Source organism: Bdellovibrio bacteriovorus, from assembly GCF_048286975.1.
GTDB lineage: Bacteria > Bdellovibrionota > Bdellovibrionia > Bdellovibrionales > Bdellovibrionaceae > Bdellovibrio > Bdellovibrio bacteriovorus_H.
In genome coordinates, this window is the sequence record NZ_JBLVRT010000008.1 from 70,740 (window position 1) to 91,209 (window position 20,470).

The following is a 20,470-nucleotide window of genomic DNA, read 5'->3' on the forward strand; positions in this document are numbered from 1 at the left end:
TTAACATTGGTTACATGAAATCAATGTGTTTGCTTCTTGGATTCTGCCTGCTGATGTCTGCCTGTGCCACCAACCAAAAAAGCCGTTTGGCTGCCACCGGAATTGGTATCGGTGTGGGTGCAGCGATTGGTGCTGCCACCGCTCCTGAAGATGAACGTCCTGAACTGCACGCCCTGTACTGGGGTGGCATTTTGGGTGTCGTTTCTGCTGTGGCTGCCAATTACTATTATAACGACGAAAAAGACATGGAACTGATGCGCCTGGAAACTGAAAAGATGAAGGCACAATTGGATTTCTTCCAGAATGGTCCCGCGACGTTGCTGAAAGAAACCACCGGCAAAGCAGACAAAAAATACTTCCAAAGCGGCAAAGCCAAAATCAAACTTTACAAAATCGACCAGTGGGTTGATGAAGGCCCGAACAAAAAATACCACCGCGATCAGATGATCGAAATCCTGCCGTTGGAAAAAGGTGAATAATGAAGACGCGGGTTTTGTCGGCACTGCTGGCCGCTTCAGTGATTTGGGCTTCGGTCGTCACTTACCTGTACTGGCAGCTTAAGAACAATCCCCGTGTGGTCGCCGTGACCATTGATGCCGGCAAAGAATCCCTGCAAAACATCCAGATGGGCGAAATGGAGCGCATGACTTTCTTGCGCCAGTATCTGGAACGTTTCTTTAACTATGACTCCAACAACTTCTGGCAGTCCCAAACCTCGCTGGCATTTTTGATGGCGCCCAAACTGGGTGAAGAGCGCATCCGCGAAGTCAGCCGCCTGCGCGAAAAAGTGCAGCAGAAAAACATGTCCCAGATCGGACGCCTGATCAGCCTGAAGCTTCTTTCTGATGGCAGCTACAAAGCCCTGCTGCAGTTGCAGATCACCGAAGACACTCAAAAGAACCAGCTGTTCGCCACCACCCAGATCCGTCTGAACACCACCGAGCGCAGCCTGGAAAACCCCTGGGGTCTGGTGGTCAGTGAAATGAAATTCACCGGCACAACCCCGCAGGAACCGGCCTTCCCAGCTCTGGTGTTTGCAAGTCATCAGAATCCGACGTTGCTGACTTTCCCGTGTGCGATTGAAAATATTGAAAATCCGCGCGAGCAGGATCTGAAAATCAAGATTACCACACTGAATATCAGCGAACTGCAAATCACCGCGGCGAAAACCTTCAGTGGCAGCGCTGCTTTGATTGCGATTTGCAAAGACCGTGAGTTCAAATTTGAAATCAGTGCTGATGGAAAAGAGCGAGATCTGTTTGCCGCGTTCCCATCGGCTGCAGGCAGCGAGCGCCGTCGTGAAACCGTCCCGGTCAAAGCCAAGAAAAAGGACATTTACGAAAAGACCATCGAAAATGTTTTGGGAATCGAGATCGACAACTAGACCGTCTTCATTTCACTGCGCTTCAGGGCATCATTCAGCAGCGCCTGATCGATGCCGACCATCACCCCGATTTTGGGATCCTTCGCCTCACAGACAAAATAAGCCGGAACTGGCAAAGTTCTGCGTTTGCCTTTCAGATCGAACCAGTCATCGTCTCTTTGAATCTGGCGGTCGTCCTCTTCCGTGGTGAAGGGCCAGATGTCGGCATCAAAAAATTCCCCGACAAACAGGGTCTGACCCTGCGGCCCTTCGGCTTCACCTTCCACGAAATAACGGGAAAGTTTGCGACTTTCGCCCGCAACGTAATTGAATGAAGTCAGCTTCCCGACAACGAAGCATCCACTTTCCGGGTGACGCAAAAATTTTCTTAATACATCCAGACGTCGTTCCCGCAAAAACACACGAGAACCAAAAATAAAAGTTCCCGCCAAAAGCAACATCGCCAGCGCACTGCCCACAGAAGACCACATTGGAAGCTGATGGGAATAAGCCATCTGGGCGAAGAAACCGGCAAGCCCCAGGCTGATCAGAGCACAAGCGGTGAACACAAAGATCATCAAAAAACCCGGAAGCCCGCGGTGCCGTGCAAGTCTTTGCAGGCGTTCGCGGTTCTTCAGGTCCTGTTCATTTTTTACAACCAGATATTTCCATGAGCGGTACATGGATTAAGAATGATGAGTCGCCACCGCGCGGTCAAGCCCGGCCTCGACCGGCTTGGGGAATCGCAGAATCACTTGAGTCCCCACACCGACGCGGGAACGAATCTGCAGGTCACCGCCCACAGATTCCAGGGTTTTCTTGGCATCATACAGACCCAGTCCGTTGCCGTTGTCTTTGCCGAAGCTCACGCCTTCTTGTGCCAGCTTTGGCAAAATGTCCTCAGGGATGCCACTGCCATTGTCCATAATCTGCAGCAGCCAGTGATCCTGACGCTCCATCAATGTCAGATTGACCGAAGCCTCTGATTCAGGCAACGCCTCCAGGGCATTGTTCAGCAGATTACTGACTACACGCTGTACTTTCACGGATTCCAGATTCACTTTCACCGCATCGGAATGAATGTGTTTGTGCCAGGTGAAATTCACAGAAGGATGCGAGAAACGATATTCTTTCAGCAAAGAATCCATCAAGGTCGTCAGATCCTGCTGTGATGTTTTAGTGACGGGAACACTGGAACCCGCATTTTGTCTGCGACCCTTGGCCAGCAGATCTTCAGCGATGCCTTTGATACGAGCTACAGCGTGATCAAACAGTTCCTTCTTTTCGGTGCTCATATCATGAGACAGCTGACTTAAAGTCGTCAAAGCCATCAACGGACCACGAATATCATGGGCCACCTGGCGCGAGATTTCCGAGATTTCTTTGTTGCGAGCCAGTTCGGATTCAAGTTTTTGTTCGTGCAAGCGCGCCAGGAATTCACGGCGATAACCGAAGCCCAGCAGGATCAAACCCAGCACCACACCCAGCATGAACACCGGGGAAGTCAGAGCTTTGACCACCAGTTCAGACGGGCCAAAACACACAGCCATTTTACCGGCCGGCAAAGAATTCAAAGTGATTGGAACTTCCGTGGAAACAAGACACTGCAAAGACTCAGGATTCTGAACTTCGCTTTTTACAACAGCGGTGTGAACTTCTTTAAGCTGCTTCAGAATCTTATTTTGCAGGGTTGGATCACCTTGGAATAATTTGGCACGTGCGATGTCGTCTTCCCAGATCCCGACGTATTGACGGACAGAATCCTTCGCACGATGAACTTCGTAGCCGAAACTAAGTACGGCGACCACCAGACTTACGATCATAAAGACCGAAAGCCATTTCACGGGGATCTCATTTTGAGACGAAGCTCTTGTGTTTTCCATACCTTAAACACAAGCAAAGCCCGGTCCGCCCTGCCCTCAACCAAGACCCCCAGAGAGGTGTCTAAAGATTGTTCAGGAGACGAATCCGGGTCGATGTTATTTTTTTGAAATTTCTTAAGGAAAATCGTTAACTTTTACCTCTGAGGAGCCGTTTTAGTATCTGATGAATAAGCTCTTGGGAGGCCTAGCACTGGCCATAACATTACTGACTTCATGCACGGGCCCGCAGCGCGCACCGAGCTCCGTTATGTATGATGATGAACGCGCCAACCGTATTCAGGAAATTGACGTCGAGCTTTCCCGTTATTGGAACAAGGACTGGAAGTACAATCAGGAACTTTTCCAAAAAGGGAAAGAAAACGCGAAATTCCAAAAAGACCTCGATCACGCCAATGAAAACTGGCCCCGTGTTGAAGCCTTGCTAAATGAACGCAACGCCGAAATCAACCAGCTGTCCTCGAAACTTTATCTGCGTGAATGGTCCGGCCTGGGCCCGTGGTTTGAAGCCACCTTCCGCCCGCGTCTGTTTGAAAAAGAAGAAGTTTTACGAATTCGTTCTATGGATGATTTTAAGTTTGGATCATCACATCAGGGATCCTTTCCCATCGAACATCAGTTCTATAGCACCTATATCCTGCGTTTTGAAAACGACTTGCCGGTTGAGAACAGCCCTTTCCGCGATGAAAAAAGCAACAATCAGAAGAAATATCTGAAAGCCCGACTGGAGTGTGATGGTGACATCATTCACCCGGGTGGCTGGATCTTTTCAAGCGAACAGCAAAGCCGCGTCTATGAATTCAATTGGTACTATAACCAGGAAAACGGCCAGAAGGTACGGGTGAAGTTCACTCCACGAGTAAACTATTGCCGACTGTCCTTCTACGATCCAGAAAAGTCCAAAACGTGGACCAACGGTGTGCAACTGGTGGATCTGGGGCGCGTTTCTAAAGAGTGGATCAAACTAACCAATCAGATCGACATCTGTGCCCGTCCTGATGGCAACTTCGGCAATGACACCACAGCCTTCTTTTGGAAGCAGGACTTCAACTATACGACCTGCCCTCAGACTTTCGACAAATTGGTGAACCTGCGTGACCCCTATGTGTCGATCAATCAAAAGATCCTGGCGCTGACGGGTTCCCCGCTGAGCCGCAAGGACTTCAACAACAAGAACCCTTTGGCAGAGCTGGATTTCTCTAAAGCTCCGAAGTTTGACATCATCTGGGTTTCATCTTTGAATTTCTCGGCGGACTTCTATGGCATGGTGCTATCCAGCGCCCTGAGATATCACGGCCAACAAGGAACCCAGATCCGCATTCTGGTCCCTGAAGTCACCATGACTAAAAAAGACAAGGCGATTCTGGACCGTTTGCAACAGGGTCTGCCCAACATCAAAGTGCAGTACTATAAGTATGTGCTGTCTGATGAAAACAACGGCGGCTGGTTTGACAAGTTCCACCGTGTGAATCACACGAAACTGATCATTGGTCATTCCAGCACAAACACCAAAGACAGCTTCCTGATCACCGGGGGCCGCAACATTCGAGATTCCTATATCTTCAGCGACACGCCTTTCTACAAGGCCTACAAATACCTGAAGAACTACGGCGATGGCGAAGAGGCTTATGTTTATTATGACGATTTCGAAATCGAAATCCGTGGTTATGCCTTCGTAAAATCCGTCATGGCCCAGATGCTGTCCTTCTGGATGCGCGATCCAGAAACCCAGCGCCACAGGTCCACAAACATCAACGTGCCTAAAGAAGCCTCGGTAGATCAGGTCATGCGCCTGCGCTCACTTCCCTATGCCGCACCATTGGTCCGTCACATCACCTCGATGCCCTACTTTGACGGTTATCAGCTGGAAAAGTTCTATATCGACATGATTGATTCAGCCCAATCAGAACTGCTGTTGACCACACCGTACTTCCGCCCGTCCGTGGCAATCAGTGCGGCCTTGGACCGCGCGGTTCAGCGCAAAGTCAAAGTGAAGATCATCACCCGTATTCACCTGGCTGGTGACGGCACCCCAAAAATCGCCGAAGACGTGAACAAACAAGGCATCAACCGCCATTTGAAAAACGTCGAAATCTTCGAATGGACCCAACCCAATTCGATCATGCACTCGAAAATTCTGGTGATCGACAAAAAGTTGAGTTTCATCAGCAGCGTCAACATGAACCGCCGAAGCTTCATCCACGACACCGAAAGCGGCGTACTGATCTTGCACGGCCCAACAGCACTAGAAATGCGCAAAGAAGCCCTGGATTACATCAGCAAAGGCCGCCGCATCACAGCCCAGGAAAAAGTAGGCTGGATCAACTCGACCCTCATAGACTGGGGAGATTCGCTCTTCTAATTCCTTTTTTGAAATCGGGATTTGGTTTGAACACGGGGGGATTGGGGAAGTCACCGGGCTTTCCCGACACTCCGTCGGCACGGCGTCGTGCCTCGTCGCTTCCCACCTGCGGTGGGAGGGCCATCCAGGCCCCGCGAAGGCCGACTGCGGTCGGTAAATCCCGCTGCCCTCCCCAATCCGCCTTCGAACGAAATAACTTAAAAAGAAATTAGAGGAGACGACTGCGCAAGCGCGCGATGTCGTTTATCTCACGCGGACGTTGATTGTCAGGTTTGGTATTCCCTGCGCTGTTTTTTTCTGTGGCTGAGTTTAGAGACCATCCCAAAGATCCCTACTCTAGAAATTCGAAGATGATTGCAGGACAGGAAGGACTTGGCTGGCCGAAGGGAGACCTTCGCGGGGCCTGGATGGCCCTCCGCCGCAGGCGGAAGCGACGAGGCAGGATGCCGTGTCTCCCGCAGCGCCGGGCAAGGCCTTGCTGGCCTGCAAACCCCGCGCTACGAAGAACTAACTAGTGAAGGGACTCTTTGTGAAGCTTGTCTTTAAGCTCCTGAACCTCAGGAATGGAAACTTCGTAAGGACGACCACAAACCTGACAAGTCACGTGAACTGGTTCGGCTTTTTTGATCATGTCTTCGAAATCTTCCACCGTCAAAAGCTCCAAAGCGCGCATCACGCGGTCTTTTGTGCATGGGCAGAAGTATTCCACTTCGGGTTTGTGTTCGATTTCTTCAAACGGGATTCCATCCATGAACGGAGCCACCAGTTGTTCTGCGGTCGCTCCATCCAAAAGCATTTGAGAAATGTTTGGTTTTTTGTCTTCGTAATTTTTCTGGATTCTTTCCACAACCGCTTCGTCCACGCCGGGCATGACTTCAATCAGTACGCCGCCAGCAGAACGAACTTTGCCGTACGTGTCCAGGTAAACGCCCAACGAAACCAAGGAACGGATCTGGTGGGACTGATGCAGATAGTGGGCGATGTCCTGCCCGATTTCACCACTGACCAATTCAACAGTTCCTTGGAACGGTTGTTTCTGGAATGGCTGATGTCGAGCCACACTCAAAAGTCCAATGCCGATGGCATCTTTCAAAGACAAGCCATTGTCATAATTGGCAGGTTGGTATTGTGGGTTTGCGGTGTAACCACGCACGTGTCCGTTATAAGACGCTTCTGCGTAGACACTTCCCAACGGGCCGTTACCACGGAAAAGCAGGCCGACCATTTGATCGTCCTTCAGTTGAGCCGCCATCAAAAGAGCGCCCACCATGCTGCGGCCCACAGCCACCGTGGCCAAGGGATAAGTGTTTTGCAGACCCTGCATATGTCGAACGACTTCAGTCGCATTCACTGCGGCAATACGCACAGTCAGATCTTTGGATACGAAGCGATGAACTCGTTCTTTACTCATGACAAACTCCCGGACTTTATGGAAAAATGAACCTAACAAAGCAAGACCCTAATTTCAAGCAGAAGAGAGCCCCCCGCAATGAAGATCTACGTCTTTAGACACGCCCAGAAAGCCATGGATTTTTCCGGAGACCCCGATCTCACGGCCGAGGGACATGCGCAAGCCTCCAAACTGCTCGACAAGGTGCTTAAAGAGGAATTGCCGCGACCTACAGAGCTTTGGGTGTCCCCTAAAAAGCGCACGCACAGCACCTTCCGCCCCCTGTCCCAGCATCTGGGTCTGCCGCTGATCACCCAGGACGCGCTGCTAGAACAAAAAGGCGACGAAACCCTGAGTGATTTTCGTAAACGCATCAGCAAGCTTCTGGAAAATGCCGCCACCAAAACGGATGCAACCATTTTCATGTGCTCCCACTATGACTGGGTGGTTGAAGCCATGGGGGTTGCGCCCGCTGACAAGGATCTTTCTTCGGATGCGGATTTTTCTCACTGGAGTCCGTGCCAGCACGTTGGTTTTCATGTGAATTCCGACGGTATTTTTGAATTCATCGAGCTAAAAAGGATTCAACTATGATTCGCAATATCTGGGCTGTCGGCCGCAATTACGCTGAACACGCAAAAGAATTGGGTAACGAAGTTCCCACCGAACCGATGATCTTTTTGAAAGCCGGAAGCACCGCCACTTTGGCCGCCAAAGAACTGGTTGTGCCCGCTTGGATGAAAGAGGTTCACCACGAAGTGGAACTGGCGCTGCAGTTTGATGAAAACCTGCAGATTGACGAAGCCTGCATCGCCCTGGATCTAACTGACCGGGACAAACAAAACCAGCTGAAATCCAAAGGCCATCCCTGGACGCTGGCTAAAAGCTTTAAGGGCGCGACTCCCCTTTCGGCGTTCTTCGCGGTGAACGATCTGGAAGAGCTGAAGAACCTTGAAATTATTCTAAAAATCAACGGTGAAACCCGCCAGATGGGGAACACCAACCAGATGATTTTTTCTCTGGAAAACCTGATCGAATTCGTGCGCCAGCACTTCCCGGTTGAACCCGGTGACCTGCTTTTGACGGGCACTCCGGCCGGAGTCGGCCCTATTCGCCGCGGCGACGCTCTGGAAGCCGAAATCGTGGGCAAAATGAAACACCAATGGCTGGCTCGCTAGCCATTCGCGTCAATCCACTGTTTCCACCCCTATTCCCGGAACACTAATCGCTTGAATTTTTATATCCCCGTGAGAATATGCGGCCCTTCTGTAGAGGTAAAAGCATATGAACGACATTCAGTCGCAAATTGTCTCCCGTGGTGAAGAGATTCTGAAACGCATGGAAAGCCAGTCCAAGGCTTCCATTTTCTCCAAAGACTTCTGGTATGGCTCCATCATGGAATGGAGCATGAAAAACGAAAAATTCAAAACCAACATGTTCCGTTTCGTGGACGTGCTTCCCTCCATCAACTCGGGCGATGAAGTCGCGCGCCACTTGAAAGAATACTTCTCTGAAGACGGCGGCACCCTGCCTCCGGTGTTCAACGTGGGACTTGGTTTGGGTTCTTTGGCTCCGGGCCTGATGGCGGGTGCGATCAAAAAGAACGTTATGGGTATGGCAAAGATGTTCATCACTGGCGAAAGCCCGGATGAAGCATTGCCGGTTTTGAAAAAAGCCCGCAAAAACAAAATGACTTTCACTGTCGACATTTTGGGTGAAGCGACACTTTCTGAAAAAGAAGCGCAAGACTACAGCAACAAGTACATGGAGCTTGTGACCTGGCTGGCGAAAGATGCTGAAAAATGGGACGAAGTTCCGCAGATCGACCGCGACCATGAAGGTGCTTTGCCGAAAGTAAACGTGTCCGTGAAAATGACGGCGCTTTATTCCCAGATCAAAGATGCAGCCTGGGATGAATCCAAAAAAATCCTGAAAGACCGTCTGCGCCCGGTGTTCCGTCTGGGCATGGAAAAAGGCGTGTTCGTGAATCTGGATATGGAACAGTACTCTGTCAAACACCTGACACTGGAAGTATTCACAGAGCTGATCAACGAACCTGAGTTCAAAAATTACAAGTTTTTTGGTATCGTGATTCAGGCTTACCTGCGCGATTCCTTCGAAGACGTCAAATCCCTGACAGAGTTCGCGCAAAAACGCGGCACTCCGTTCTGGGTTCGTTTGGTGAAAGGTGCCTACTGGGATTACGAAACCATCGAAGCGGAACAGCGTGGATGGCCGGTGCCGGTTTACACCAACAAGGCCGAATCCGACGCCAACTACGAGTTGTGCGCGAAGTACCTTCTGGAAAACATCAAATTCATCCGCCCTGCTTTTGCATCCCACAACGTCAGAACTTTGGCGGCGTGCATGCTTTACGCAGAAAAGCTGAACATCCCGAAAGAGGCTTTGGAATTCCAGATGCTTTACGGAATGGCAGAACCCATCAAAAAAACAATCGTGGACATGGGCTACCGCATGCGTGAATACGCTCCGGTGGGCGAACTGATCCCGGGCATGGCTTACCTGGTACGCCGTCTTCTTGAAAACACGTCCAACGAATCCTGGCTGCGTGGCAAGTTCGCCGACAACAAATCCATGGCGGAGCTTTTGAAAGATCCGGCTCAAGGTTTGACTCCGACGTCTCCGGTTATTCCGAAAAAACCAGGCAAGTTCTATAACGAACCGCTTTTGGATTTCGCAGTAAAAGCTGATCGCGAAAAAATGCAAAAAGCTCTGGCTGATGCGAAAGCCTCTTTGCCGGTGAACGTGAACATCGTGATCAACAACAAAGAACTTCAATCCGGCAAGATCTTTGACCGTGTGAATCCGTCCCAGTCCGATCAGATCGTGGGCAAGATCCAGATGGCAACAACCGAGCAAGCTGAACAGGCAATGCAAGCGGCGCAAACTGCCTACAAAACCTGGAAGAACGTTCCTTGCGAACAGCGCGCCGCCCTGGTGGACAAACTTGCTGATATCATGACCCGTGACCGCTTCAAACTGATTGCGACGCAAGTGCTTGAAGTGGGTAAGCCATGGGCTGAAGCTGATGGTGATATCGGTGAAGCAATCGACTTCTGCCGTTACTATGCCCGCCATATGCGTGAGCTGCAAAAACCGCTGCGTGTCGGTGGCTTGCCGGGTGAGCTGTCTCACTACATCTACAAATCCCGTGGTGTGACGGCGGTGATTGCTCCTTGGAACTTCCCTCTGGCGATTCTGGCCGGCATGGTGACTGCGGCGGCTGTTGCAGGTAACACCGTGGTGATGAAACCTGCAGAGCAATCCACAGTGGTTGCCTGGGGTCTGATGAAAATGATCCAGGAAGCTGGATTCCCACAAGGTGTGATCAACTTCCTGCCGGGTTACGGCGAAGAAGTTGGCGAATACATCGTGAACCACAAGTACACGACCACGATCGCCTTCACAGGTTCCAAAGCCGTGGGCCTGCACATCATGAACCGCGCAGCGGTGGTTCAGCCAGGCCAGCAGCACGTCAAACGTTGCATCATCGAGATGGGCGGTAAAAACGCCGTGATCATCGACAACGATGCGGATCTGGATGAAGCAGTTGATGGCGTGATCTATTCTGCGTTTGGTTTCAGCGGTCAGAAATGTTCTGCTGCCAGCCGCGTGATCGTGCTGGATGAAGTTTACGACCGTTTCGTGGACCGTCTGGTGGAAACAGCGAAATCCATCGAAATCCACCCGGCTGAAAATCCAAAAGCTTACATGGGTCCGGTTGTCGACAAAGAAGCTTACGACCGCATCCTGGGAACGATTGCGGAAGCAGAAAAAAATCACAAACTGCTGTTCAAGGGCTCGGTTCCTGGCGGCGGATTCTTTGCGCCGCCAACAATCTTTGGTGACGTTCCAGGTGATGCGAAGCTGGCTCAGGCTGAAATCTTCGGCCCGGTGGTGGCTGTAATCCGCGCGAAAAATCTGGATCAGGCGTTGGAAATCGCCAACAGCACAGAGTACGCGCTGACGGGCGGTATGTTCTCTAGAAGTCCGGCAAACATCGCTCGCGTGAAGGAAGAACTGGAAGTCGGAAACCTTTACGTGAATCGTGGTATCACGGGCGCGATGGTTGACCGTCATCCGTTCGGTGGCTTCAAGATGTCTGGTATCGGTTCTAAAACCGGTGGCCCGGATTACTTGAAACAGTACATGGAGCCAGCGTGCGTGACCGAGAACACTCTTCGTCGCGGCTTTGCTCCGGCGGAAGAATAGTTTTCCTTCAATTCAAGAAAACCACCAAAAAGCCTCTGGACACCCAGGGGCTTTTTGCTTTTTACCCTTCCCTTTTGCTTTGTCAGGGAACGCCCATTCTTTAAACATCCCATGGCAAAGACTTCACGCTCCCCTGCCTCAAGCCCTTTCTAAATTCAATAGAGCTGGCCCGGCCCCTGCATTGCTTGTGGTATTGATTTTTTAATCCCTCACCACTAAGGATGTATATGAAGCAACTTCTGCTTTTCGCCATTGCCACCATACTGACTGCCCAGGCTCAGGCTGTGACCTCGGACCGATTTATTTTTGACTTTCTGGATCAGGCGCAAAGAACTTTGAACGTCACCAACAAAGAGCGCGCTGCAAAGAACAAACGCCTTTACTGCGAAGCTCTTTCTGATGAACAGATTCTATTGATCGCAGCAACGGCGTCCATTCCGGATATCACTGTTGCCCAGTTTACTGAAACCGTGTCGAATGATCTTAAATGTTACCCTGTGTTCTTCCCACCATTGGGCCGCAAAGGCGTGACCGGCACACTGTTGAACACGAAAGCCTATGTCATGGATGTGATGCTGATTCAGGACATTTTGAAGTGGATGAACAACGGAGACATGCCACACGCGGACACCCCACTGGTGGAAAGCTACAATCCGGATTTCTTCAAACAATTCGAACAGTAAACAAAAACCGGCGACTCCCGCCGGTTTTTTTGTCTCAGCCTGAGACGATCTCCCCCACCTCGGGTGCAGCCAGCTTCAATTAGTTGAACGTGAGAATTCGCCGAAGAAAACCGAACACTTCTACTTAAAGAAAACTCACAAAAAGACCCATGGTTTCCGATAAGAAATCATGATCTTTCACGGAACGTTGCCACCAAGTCCACTAAAAGCGATCACAAGGTTTTTCCTTGTCCTGCTGACCAGTCTTCTGACGGGGTGTACTTTGGACTCCGTCATTCAAGCTCTGACCAAAGAAGACTTCAAGCTGCTCACTTACCCTGACACCAACTATGTGGACGTGAACTCTTCAACACTGAATCTTGAAGGTCACTGCGACGTTGCTGAGGGCACAGTCACCCTGAAACTCGACTCCGTCGAAAAAGAAAAACTCACCTGCCCGGAAACAGGCTTGTGGCAATATCAACTGGATGTGGCTTCCCTGGGCGATGGTGAAGTCAACCTGACTGTCGAACAAGTCGAATTGGCCGATGCCACGAAGAACATCAAATCTGCCACGGTCACTTTGAACAAGGACACCACGCCGCCACAGTTGCTGGCGATGCCCGATATCATTCTGAATGACAAAGGTTATATCAGCTGGGATTGCCAGAACCTGAACGACAAATGCACGTTCCGCTCATTCGTCTCGACAACGGACCTGTTTACCTTTGCAGCTGAGCCTTACACAAATCTGAAAAGCAACGTGACCTTCCCCGACGGAAAGTCATATCTGTTCCTGCAGGCCAAAGACGCTGCCGGAAATCTTTCGGCCATTAAAAAAATTGAAGTCTATTCCGGCGCTATGGGAATTTTACTTAATCCCATGCAAATGAAACTGGCGATGGATCAGTCTGTGACTCTGCGATTTTATATTCCTCAGGTTTTCGCCAGCTACACTCTGTTTAATAATGCTGATTGCACGGGTTCTGAAAACTGGCAGGCCCGTGTCGCCGGAGCCCACCTCTGGAGCCTGCCGTCAGCCACACCGGCACTTTATGCAGTTTCCGCAAAGTTCAGAACAGCAACAGGAATCGTCAGCCAGTGTTTTACTGACAAAATTCCTATTGTCGACGTAAGCACCAACTATGATATCTGCTCAGGGGGATCATCCAGCGCGGCCTTCGGTATGGTTCGAGCCAGCCTTTACCCACAATCCCCGGGCTATAATAACAATGAAAACTGCGCCTTTACCGTCAATACGACCGATGCAATGGATATCGTTCCGGCCACCACTATCCAAACCGAGACGGACAAAGATATTCTGTCCGTCAAACAACAAGGTCAGACCCTCTATGCGTTCTCCGGTTCATTTGTGCCAAGCGGATTAATGCCCCTGACCAGCACACAGCCCGGTCCGTTCACAATTAATTTTCAGTCGGATGGTCAAAACACCGACGCCGGTTTCCTTGTTTACTGGATGCCGAAAGATGCCATCCGCCAGGAAATCACAATTAATGACGGTGCATCCCAAACCAGCTCTAAAAATCTGCGCGTGTCATTTAATGTTCCAACCTACTTGAAAGAATACTATCTGACCGAAGATTCTTCATGCACTGCAGGTGGAACCTGGAAAACCATGGCCCCAGTAAACCAGTTCACTGCGCAGACGAACAATGCAAATCTGACATTGTATGCTCGATTCCGCGACACTTTTGGCAACGAATCTGAATGTGTCTCGTCCGCAATTCCCTATGTGCCATCGAGCATCTCCATTGTCGGCCCGGCCAATTCAACATACCTCGGCACGACCGTCGAATTTACAGGCATATGCAGTGACGGCGGAGCCACTGTTAAAATTTCCGGAACCTATTCGGGTGAAACAACCTGTACAGCTCAAAGCATGTGGAGCAAATCATTCCCAATTGGAAATATTCCCAACAATGCAACCATCAACGTCGATGCAGAGTTAGTGATTGCAGGTGCTACTGTGGCTTCGGCTTCAAGATCTTACACGGTTCAGCGCCACGTCACACCGACCTATCCGATCGACAACGGTTACGTGGGCCTGTCTTTCACATTATCTGGTACATGCTCTCCGAATGGAGCCACAATTAATGTCACCGCCCCTTCGGCGACCACAGTTACTTGCGCTAATGGAGAATGGAGTGTTCTTCAAACCGTCACCGGAAATGATGGCGACACCATCACTATTAACGGCAACCTGACTTTCCAGAATGTCATCCAGGACACTTTCTCTCTGCAGACCAAACTTAGCACTCAGCCACCAGTCGCCGTCGTGTCCGGGGTTCCGAACGGCAAAAGCTCAATACCAAATCTGTCCATGATCGTCGGCGGAATCGGCGTTTCCAGCTACAAATTCAAATTTGGAGTGGGTATTTCCTGCTCTTCCCTCGCGGGATACTCTGCAGAACAAAGTATCGAAGCAGGTCTTTTCGTGAATCAGTCCACCTTCAGCGTCAACGACACCATCACACTTTGTGTCGTCGGAAAAAGTGGTTTGAACGGCCTGTGGCAGGACTATTCACAAGCGACAGTACATAGCTGGCAGAAATCAGGCCTGAATTATGCTTCGCTCACCGGACCAAGCCAAGTGGTGGCAGAAGGCGAAAGCGGCGTGACTTTGGGTGTGACCCTGAGCGCACTTTCAAGTGCCCCCGTCCGCGTTTACTTCCAGACATATGGCGACGCCCTGTATATGGTCGACCACAATCTTTATCCGGGTTATATTGAAGTACCGGCCGGACAACTCAGTGCCCAGGTCACGTTTGACAGCCTGAACAACAACCTAGAAACCAAAGACAGCACGCTGGGTGTGTATCTGACCCACACCAATCAACCTGAGTTCTTTGTCGGGGAAAATCACTCCAAACACTATATGCTTCGTGATCCCGTGCGAAGCTCGCAAAAACTTATCGGCTTTGCCCATGGCAGTGACAACAATCCGCCACCTGCTTGCGCGCTGACGGAAGATGGTCGCCTGCGCTGCTGGGGACTGGGTTCTTCAGCCCCGACAGGAATCGCAGAGCCTTTACCAGCCATGCGCTTCAAACAGGTTGTCGGAAGTCGCATTCATTTCTGTGCCCTGAGCGATCAGGACGACCTGTACTGTGCCGCCTACGGCAACTTCACCGCTACAAACTATGATCCGGGCATCAAGTACAAGTCCATCGCGCTAAAACAGTATATAGGCTGTGGTATCACCTCAGATGACAGAGTTCGTTGTTGGGCCACTGACGGCTCAAGATTGACCTTGTACATTGACGACGGCGTCGTGAAGTTCAAAAAGGTGTCTCCGTCCCACGGTACTATTTGTGCGATTTCCCTTACGGATGATCTTTATTGCTATGGAGAAAACACTTATAAAACGATCGCCAACAACGCGACTGCCAACTATGGAGTACTGACACTTGTAGATAGCGGTACGAAATACAGTGATGTCACATCCTACACTTATGTTTGCGGTATCACCCTGACCAACCAACAGCTGCGCTGCTGGGGACGCAACGACTACTATCAAGTCGGCAATGGTACGAACACCGCCACCACTACTCCGGCTATTATTGACGGCTCGACGAAATATTTGAAAATCAGCGGCAGCAACACCAAAGCCTGTGCGATTACGGAAAACTTCAAGTTGAAGTGCTGGGGTGGCGAAATCATCGGTGGCTACACTGCTACACAGGAAAAAAAGATTTATTCGACTCCTACCCTGCTGAATTCCAACCTGGTCTGGAAAACGGTCCAAGCCAACGAAGGAACCATTTGCGGGATTGCTGATGACGACCTGGCTTATTGCTTCGGAGATGACACCAATTACCGCACGGCCATCAAGGGAGTCCGCGGTGAGCTGACTCTGATAGATTACGGCGGTCAATACATAGACTACGCTGTCAATGGCGGAGCTTCCATCTGTGCTATACGCAATGATGGGGCTGCGGTTTGCAGCGGCTACAATGGCAGTGCCATATCAAGACTCTCTCCTCGTGTTATCCAGCCTTCCGTGAATTTCACAGGTGGCAAGGTGTTGGAAACTTCAGACTCCATGTCCTGCGTTTTAACGCCGGCCGCCTCGTACTGCGCACGCTACAACTTTTTCGGACATCTGGCTGACGGTACCACAACCAGTACGAAACTGGACTACACACCAACTGGTGGGATCGCCATCCAGGGGTATACCGCAAACACCTATTGCGCCGCCGCGGTGGGCACCGATGGACATTTAAAAAGCTGGGGTTCTGGCTCCGGAGGAGCCATGCCCTGTCCGAACACCCTCACAGCACAACCATCGAAAATTCTGCCTTCGGTTCTATTTAAGCCTGTTTTGGGAAGCCACGGCACAGACTCAATGTGTGCCCTTAGTCAAAGCAATGAAATTTACTGCTGGGGCTTGGGTCTTATCAAAAGAGGTACCGGCAATTCATCAACTCCCACGTCCGTGGATCCCAGCAATCGCTACACGGACTTCAAAATTGCCGGTAATCGCCTGTGCGGCATCCTGGAAACTTCCAGTCAAATTCGCTGCTGGGGTGACAATACAAACGGAAAACTGGGTAACAACAGCACGACGAACTCCACAGGCAGCGCCGTTCAAGGTGGTCACAGCTATTCAAAACTTGGAATGAACGACAATATCACCTGCGCACTGAGAGGCACCACATTGGATTGTTGGGGGGGATTGACCGCCCACAACAGCCTTGTTCCATTCACTATGAATGGCGGAGCGGCATACAAAGACTTTGCCGTAAGCGTGAACGACGTTATTGCCATCACTACCAGTGGAGAAGTGCATATCTGGGAAGACAGTTTGTTTAAAAACGCGCCTCGCGTAATCACCCCGGCCGGAGTGACTTTCAAGTCCGTCAAAGCCGCCCCCAACCACTACACCTATTGCGCCTTGAGCACAGCGGATAAACTATACTGCCGCGATATCAACGGTCCAATAGACACTCATCACCACCTGCACCAGGTTCGTCAGGCAAGGTTCTAGAAAAAGAAAAAGGCCACTGTTTCCAGTGGCCTTTCTTAATTTAATTAAAATAGAGGTGAGAACATCATGCTCCCCGAGTACCTTCCTTGGTATCACCCCTCCCGTAAAAATGATTGCAGCATAACAAAAACTCGATTGCAAGCGACTTATTACAGATTTTTTAAGAATTATGCCCGGGGCCTACGATTTCCCCCATTTTATGCCAAGTCCTTAAGCAAAACTCAAAATTCCTAAAACTTTATTATGTTTACGACAGCAACCCTGAACCAAAGAGATTCCCAAAGCGAGCGCAGCGATACTGCTCCCAAAAAAACAAAACCCACCAATCAAGGTGGGTCAAAAAGGTTCAGATGCAAGGCGGAGGGTTTTCTCCGAAACGGAGGCGTGCTCCAAGCACGTCGAAGAGAAGGAGAAGGCCCGACAACGCAGTCAGATGGGCCTTTTTCACCCGCCTCTTAGAAGTCTGACAAGCGATCAGCCAACTCTGGGTGATCAACAAACGGATTTCTATTCCCCTGAGCTTTGAAGATCTCAACATTACGTTTCATTTCGTCTTGATCTACCGGATCTTCGTGGTTCCACTTGCGAAGAACGTTTTCTTCCTGGGGATCAATCGGAAGGTCATAGCGCATAGAGAAATAGAACAACGCACGAGCCACATTGCCTTTATGGTTTTGTGGTGGCTCAAACACCTCGTCAGAACCGGCGCTGCCGATACCGAAACGGGAATCCGGGCATTTCAGCTCCATCACGTCTTTAGTGACTTCACCGAAGGGATGGTTGCCGCGAATGGCATTCAATTGAGAATCCGTCGGGAACAGGTGGTGCAAATCAGACTTTTGAACATCATCCGGGAAACGACGAGTGAAGTGGCTTTGTGGCCAGGTGTGCTCAACGTTGATCACGGTGTTGTTCGGAATGGCCCCCGGAGAAGGCGGAGAACTGCGGAAGTCCTCCGGACCACGATCCGAGTTGCAATAGACATCGCGAACCGCGTACTGATTGCCGTCTTTCACCAGGTAGTACTTCCCCATCAGGAACACTCTGGCTGCTTTGTAGCCGATCGCCGTGTGACGGTAGCAATGACCTTGACCTTGTATGCAGTTTTTCACCACAAGATCATAAGAGCCTTTTACAGCGATATGATAATTCTGCAGGACAGATTTGATTCGGTTTTGAAGAGCATCACCGGAAACTCCGGCGCGAAGATCGCGATAGAACTCTTCCCCATAGTATGGGACCGCTTGGGATTGGTTTGCCGCATTTGCGACACCAACAAAAGACAACAATGTAAGAACAATCACTGACTTAATGAGCTTGCTTAGCTTCATTCGGGTCCGCCATTTCAACGTAGGGGGTGATCTCCAGCCTCTGGTCGATAATGTGTCCCACCGGTAACGTTTCTGTCAACGGGTGTATAGAATTTACAAGCAAGCCCCAGCATAGCGCCGAACAGGCTGCCACCCAAGTGGGCCGCGTAGGCAACGCCCCCACCAAGGCCTTCAGGAATCGCCCACAGGTTCGCCAGATCGACGACCAGGAACAAAGGTATGATCAGCAGGGTCGGCAAATAAATCGCGCCATAATGCCCTGGCATCGGTGAAGCAAAATATAGAAACTTCACTCGCATTCGAGTTTCAGCCACACAATAAAATGCCAAAAGCGCACTGATCGAGGCACTCGCCCCCACCATCGGCACGGCTCCATGGGTATCTGACAGCAGGAACCCCAGGCCCCCGGCCATGCCCCCCACCATATAGACAAACAAAAGCACCCAGCTTCCGGCCATCACTTCGACTGCCGCCCCCAGCAACACCAGGAAACCCAAGTTAGACAGCAAATGCATCCAGTTCGAATGAGAAAACTGATAAGTCAGCCAGGAAAGAGGCCCCTTCGCTCCAGAGCTCAGCCCGAAGCGATACAGCAGTTGTTCCTGATACTTTTTGCGGAATTCAGTGATGTTCTTTTTCCAGGTTGCGATCTGCACTTCGTCGCCGCGATAGGCGCCGGCTTCCGCCGCACTCAAGAACCTGCGGTCTCTCAGCGCATAGGCGCCCAGAATCCCCATCTGTTCGGCGTTGACCGAACTCATCTGATGGACCCATTCAGGCTTTTCATATAGAATTTCAGCCGGGATGTTTTGCAGATACTGGTAATACAACCTGCCCGTCAGAACCAGCCCGTCTTTTTGCAAAACGGGAGACGATGTCAGACCCGAGTTCACTCCGCTGAAGATCAAAATAAAGATAAAGACATTCAGCACCGCCAGCGTGATCGTCAGCGGGTACTTGGAATAGTCTTTAAAGTCTTCAGGGCAAGGGATGATCATGGAACCTCGTAACGTTCTTTGAAGTCGTCAATCCAGCTTTCTTGTTCAGCAGCACTTGCCGGCATACGGCCGCCATTGCCACCCTGCGGGATCAGCTCGGCATCACGCAAAGCCCACACAGAACGAACGAAGCGTTTTTCCAGACCGGACTGCAGAATCGGATTCTTTTGCAATTCAGAGATCGCTTTCAAACTGCCGGCAAAGTCATTAGAGGCAAACAGCTCCTCGGACTTCAGGAATTTGGTCGTCCACAGATGACCATCCGCCTGCTCCAGATCATCGAAGTTTCCTTCTTCCGCCATATAGCGCGCCAAAGCGCACGTGGACGAAGACGAGTCTTCACATATTTTGCTCAGGTATTGTTCCTGCGCCTCACCGTCGGCCAAAAGGTATTTGGCAAGATAAGCCAGCGGCTGAGCGTTGACCGGGTCACCCCACAACGCGACTTCCGCTTCTTTATCCAGACACTCGCCGGAGATTTCATTCAGCAAATACAAAGACAACGCTGCATCCAGGCGCGCCACACCTTCAAGATCCGCACTGCCGCGCATTTCTTTGCAGGCTGCAACCTGGGTGCCGCCTTTTTCGCGATACTCACCCGCCATCAGGCTGTGATAGGTCTTAAAGTAACCCAGCACTCCGAACAGCAACAGGAAAAGCAAACTCATGCGCATCCACGAATTGATAAAACGCGATTCAATCGGATGAGGTCCGTCGTCATGAACTTTTTTAAGTGTAATCACCAAAGTATCAGCCGCACGATCCGGGAATGCCCGGCGCAGCGGATGGCTGAGGATTTCCATAAACGGCAAAGCCAGCAGCACAAAGCTGAAGCTCCAACTGAGCGAACGAATCACACACTGAGCATAAGACAGACGCGGTTGATATACAGGATACGCAATCACGCGCAGTTGCAGAAAGATCTGTCCGGGGGTGGCCTGCCAGAAGTACAAAAACACTGACTGCAGGAAGGTCACGATAAAGACCACGGCCAGCACCACAAGGGCCGCCGCCACCACGCCTTCCGCAGAACTTGCATTCAGCAAAAAGAATGTCTTGGTCTGACGAACCAGGCCTGAAACCATCAGACTGACGATGGGAGATAAAATCAAAAAATCCAGTATCAGTGCGATAAAACGGTCGGCCACAAAGGCCACCGGCACTGTACTGGATTTTGGATGATGAGGCTTAACTTCTGGAGCCGACAGATCTGGAAATACCATACAGATCGTATCGGCCTGAA

14 protein-coding genes are annotated in these 20,470 nt (G+C 50.7%); 8 read left to right on the forward strand and 6 right to left on the reverse strand.

From position 1 onward, the window contains the following. Window positions 1-14 precede the first annotated feature (14 nt). Together ACNQKP_RS17645 and ACNQKP_RS17650 are read left to right on the forward strand one after the other, a co-directional pair. On the forward strand, window positions 15-479 hold the full coding sequence (locus ACNQKP_RS17645) for a hypothetical protein (protein ID WP_088566881.1): 465 nt from the start codon (window positions 15-17) through the stop codon (window positions 477-479). Next, on the forward strand, window positions 479-1,384 hold the full coding sequence (locus ACNQKP_RS17650; protein ID WP_417866521.1) for a hypothetical protein: 906 nt from the start codon (window positions 479-481) through the stop codon (window positions 1,382-1,384). Before ACNQKP_RS17645 ends, ACNQKP_RS17650 begins: the two co-directional genes overlap by 1 nt. Here the strand turns inward: ACNQKP_RS17650 and ACNQKP_RS17655 are convergent. Then, window positions 1,381-2,046, reverse strand: coding sequence for a hypothetical protein (locus ACNQKP_RS17655; RefSeq protein ID WP_417866523.1), 666 nt, complete (start codon window positions 2,044-2,046; stop codon window positions 1,381-1,383). The genes ACNQKP_RS17650 and ACNQKP_RS17655 overlap by 4 nt on opposite strands. A gap of 3 nt (window positions 2,047-2,049) precedes the next feature. Continuing rightward, entirely contained in the window at window positions 2,050-3,207 is a 1,158-nt protein-coding gene (locus ACNQKP_RS17660; RefSeq protein WP_417866525.1) for a sensor histidine kinase, read from the reverse strand. 202 nt (window positions 3,208-3,409) lie between these two features. On the opposite strand from ACNQKP_RS17660, the gene ACNQKP_RS17665 reads away from it, so the two are divergent. Continuing rightward, window positions 3,410-5,605 carry a phospholipase D-like domain-containing protein gene (locus ACNQKP_RS17665; RefSeq protein WP_417866527.1) on the forward strand — a complete coding sequence of 732 codons (2,196 nt, stop codon included), beginning with the start codon at window positions 3,410-3,412 and terminating at the stop codon, window positions 5,603-5,605. A 511-nt stretch (window positions 5,606-6,116) separates the two neighbouring features. Here the strand turns inward: ACNQKP_RS17665 and ACNQKP_RS17670 are convergent. Beyond that, window positions 6,117-7,016, reverse strand: a complete 900-nt coding sequence (locus tag ACNQKP_RS17670) for an Hsp33 family molecular chaperone HslO (protein ID WP_417866529.1) — start codon at window positions 7,014-7,016, stop codon at window positions 6,117-6,119. A gap of 78 nt (window positions 7,017-7,094) precedes the next feature. Between ACNQKP_RS17670 and ACNQKP_RS17675 the strand changes: the two genes are divergently transcribed. The 5 genes from ACNQKP_RS17675 to ACNQKP_RS17695 all read left to right on the forward strand — a co-directional run bounded on the left by ACNQKP_RS17675 (window position 7,095) and on the right by ACNQKP_RS17695 (window position 16,898). Beyond that, window positions 7,095-7,589, forward strand: a complete 495-nt coding sequence (locus tag ACNQKP_RS17675) for a phosphoglycerate mutase family protein (protein WP_417866531.1) — start codon at window positions 7,095-7,097, stop codon at window positions 7,587-7,589. Continuing rightward, window positions 7,586-8,173, forward strand: a complete 588-nt coding sequence (locus ACNQKP_RS17680) for a fumarylacetoacetate hydrolase family protein (RefSeq protein ID WP_417866533.1) — start codon at window positions 7,586-7,588, stop codon at window positions 8,171-8,173. The genes ACNQKP_RS17675 and ACNQKP_RS17680 overlap by 4 nt, the downstream gene beginning before the upstream one ends. A gap of 106 nt (window positions 8,174-8,279) precedes the next feature. After that, window positions 8,280-11,228, forward strand: a complete 2,949-nt coding sequence (gene pruA / locus ACNQKP_RS17685) for an L-glutamate gamma-semialdehyde dehydrogenase (protein ID WP_417866535.1) — start codon at window positions 8,280-8,282, stop codon at window positions 11,226-11,228. 227 nt (window positions 11,229-11,455) lie between these two features. After that, window positions 11,456-11,911, forward strand: coding sequence for a hypothetical protein (locus tag ACNQKP_RS17690; RefSeq protein ID WP_417866537.1), 456 nt, complete (start codon window positions 11,456-11,458; stop codon window positions 11,909-11,911). A gap of 169 nt (window positions 11,912-12,080) precedes the next feature. Beyond that, on the forward strand, window positions 12,081-16,898 hold the full coding sequence (locus ACNQKP_RS17695) for an RCC1 domain-containing protein (RefSeq protein ID WP_417866539.1): 4,818 nt from the start codon (window positions 12,081-12,083) through the stop codon (window positions 16,896-16,898). 455 nt (window positions 16,899-17,353) lie between these two features. Here the strand turns inward: ACNQKP_RS17695 and ACNQKP_RS17700 are convergent, their stop codons facing one another. Genes ACNQKP_RS17700 through ACNQKP_RS17710 form a run of 3 tightly spaced genes read right to left on the reverse strand, consistent with a single transcriptional unit; the run spans window position 17,354 to window position 20,450 of the window. After that, the gene (locus tag ACNQKP_RS17700) at window positions 17,354-18,229 is read right to left on the reverse strand and encodes an endonuclease I family protein (protein ID WP_417866541.1); all 876 of its coding nucleotides are present in this window, start codon (window positions 18,227-18,229) and stop codon (window positions 17,354-17,356) included. A gap of 14 nt (window positions 18,230-18,243) precedes the next feature. Continuing rightward, window positions 18,244-19,227 carry a rhomboid family intramembrane serine protease gene (locus ACNQKP_RS17705; RefSeq protein WP_417866543.1) on the reverse strand — a complete coding sequence of 328 codons (984 nt, stop codon included), beginning with the start codon at window positions 19,225-19,227 and terminating at the stop codon, window positions 18,244-18,246. After that, window positions 19,224-20,450, reverse strand: coding sequence for an RDD family protein (locus ACNQKP_RS17710; protein ID WP_417866545.1), 1,227 nt, complete (start codon window positions 20,448-20,450; stop codon window positions 19,224-19,226). The genes ACNQKP_RS17705 and ACNQKP_RS17710 overlap by 4 nt, the downstream gene beginning before the upstream one ends. Between the last annotated feature and the right edge of the window lie 20 nt (window positions 20,451-20,470).

Coding starts and splice junctions, on each gene's coding strand:
- ACNQKP_RS17680 (WP_417866533.1), top strand. CDS start 7,586: ATGATTCGCAATATCTGGGCTGTCGGCCGCAATTACGCTGAACACGCA.
- ACNQKP_RS17710 (WP_417866545.1), bottom strand. CDS start 20,450: ATGGTATTTCCAGATCTGTCGGCTCCAGAAGTTAAGCCTCATCATCCA.
- ACNQKP_RS17670 (WP_417866529.1), bottom strand. CDS start 7,016: ATGAGTAAAGAACGAGTTCATCGCTTCGTATCCAAAGATCTGACTGTG.
- ACNQKP_RS17690 (WP_417866537.1), top strand. CDS start 11,456: ATGAAGCAACTTCTGCTTTTCGCCATTGCCACCATACTGACTGCCCAG.
- ACNQKP_RS17695 (WP_417866539.1), top strand. CDS start 12,081: ATGATCTTTCACGGAACGTTGCCACCAAGTCCACTAAAAGCGATCACA.
- ACNQKP_RS17705 (WP_417866543.1), bottom strand. CDS start 19,227: ATGATCATCCCTTGCCCTGAAGACTTTAAAGACTATTCCAAGTACCCG.
- ACNQKP_RS17665 (WP_417866527.1), top strand. CDS start 3,410: ATGAATAAGCTCTTGGGAGGCCTAGCACTGGCCATAACATTACTGACT.
- ACNQKP_RS17645 (WP_088566881.1), top strand. CDS start 15: ATGAAATCAATGTGTTTGCTTCTTGGATTCTGCCTGCTGATGTCTGCC.
- pruA (WP_417866535.1), top strand. CDS start 8,280: ATGAACGACATTCAGTCGCAAATTGTCTCCCGTGGTGAAGAGATTCTG.
- ACNQKP_RS17700 (WP_417866541.1), bottom strand. CDS start 18,229: ATGAAGCTAAGCAAGCTCATTAAGTCAGTGATTGTTCTTACATTGTTG.
- ACNQKP_RS17650 (WP_417866521.1), top strand. CDS start 479: ATGAAGACGCGGGTTTTGTCGGCACTGCTGGCCGCTTCAGTGATTTGG.
- ACNQKP_RS17655 (WP_417866523.1), bottom strand. CDS start 2,046: ATGTACCGCTCATGGAAATATCTGGTTGTAAAAAATGAACAGGACCTG.
- ACNQKP_RS17675 (WP_417866531.1), top strand. CDS start 7,095: ATGAAGATCTACGTCTTTAGACACGCCCAGAAAGCCATGGATTTTTCC.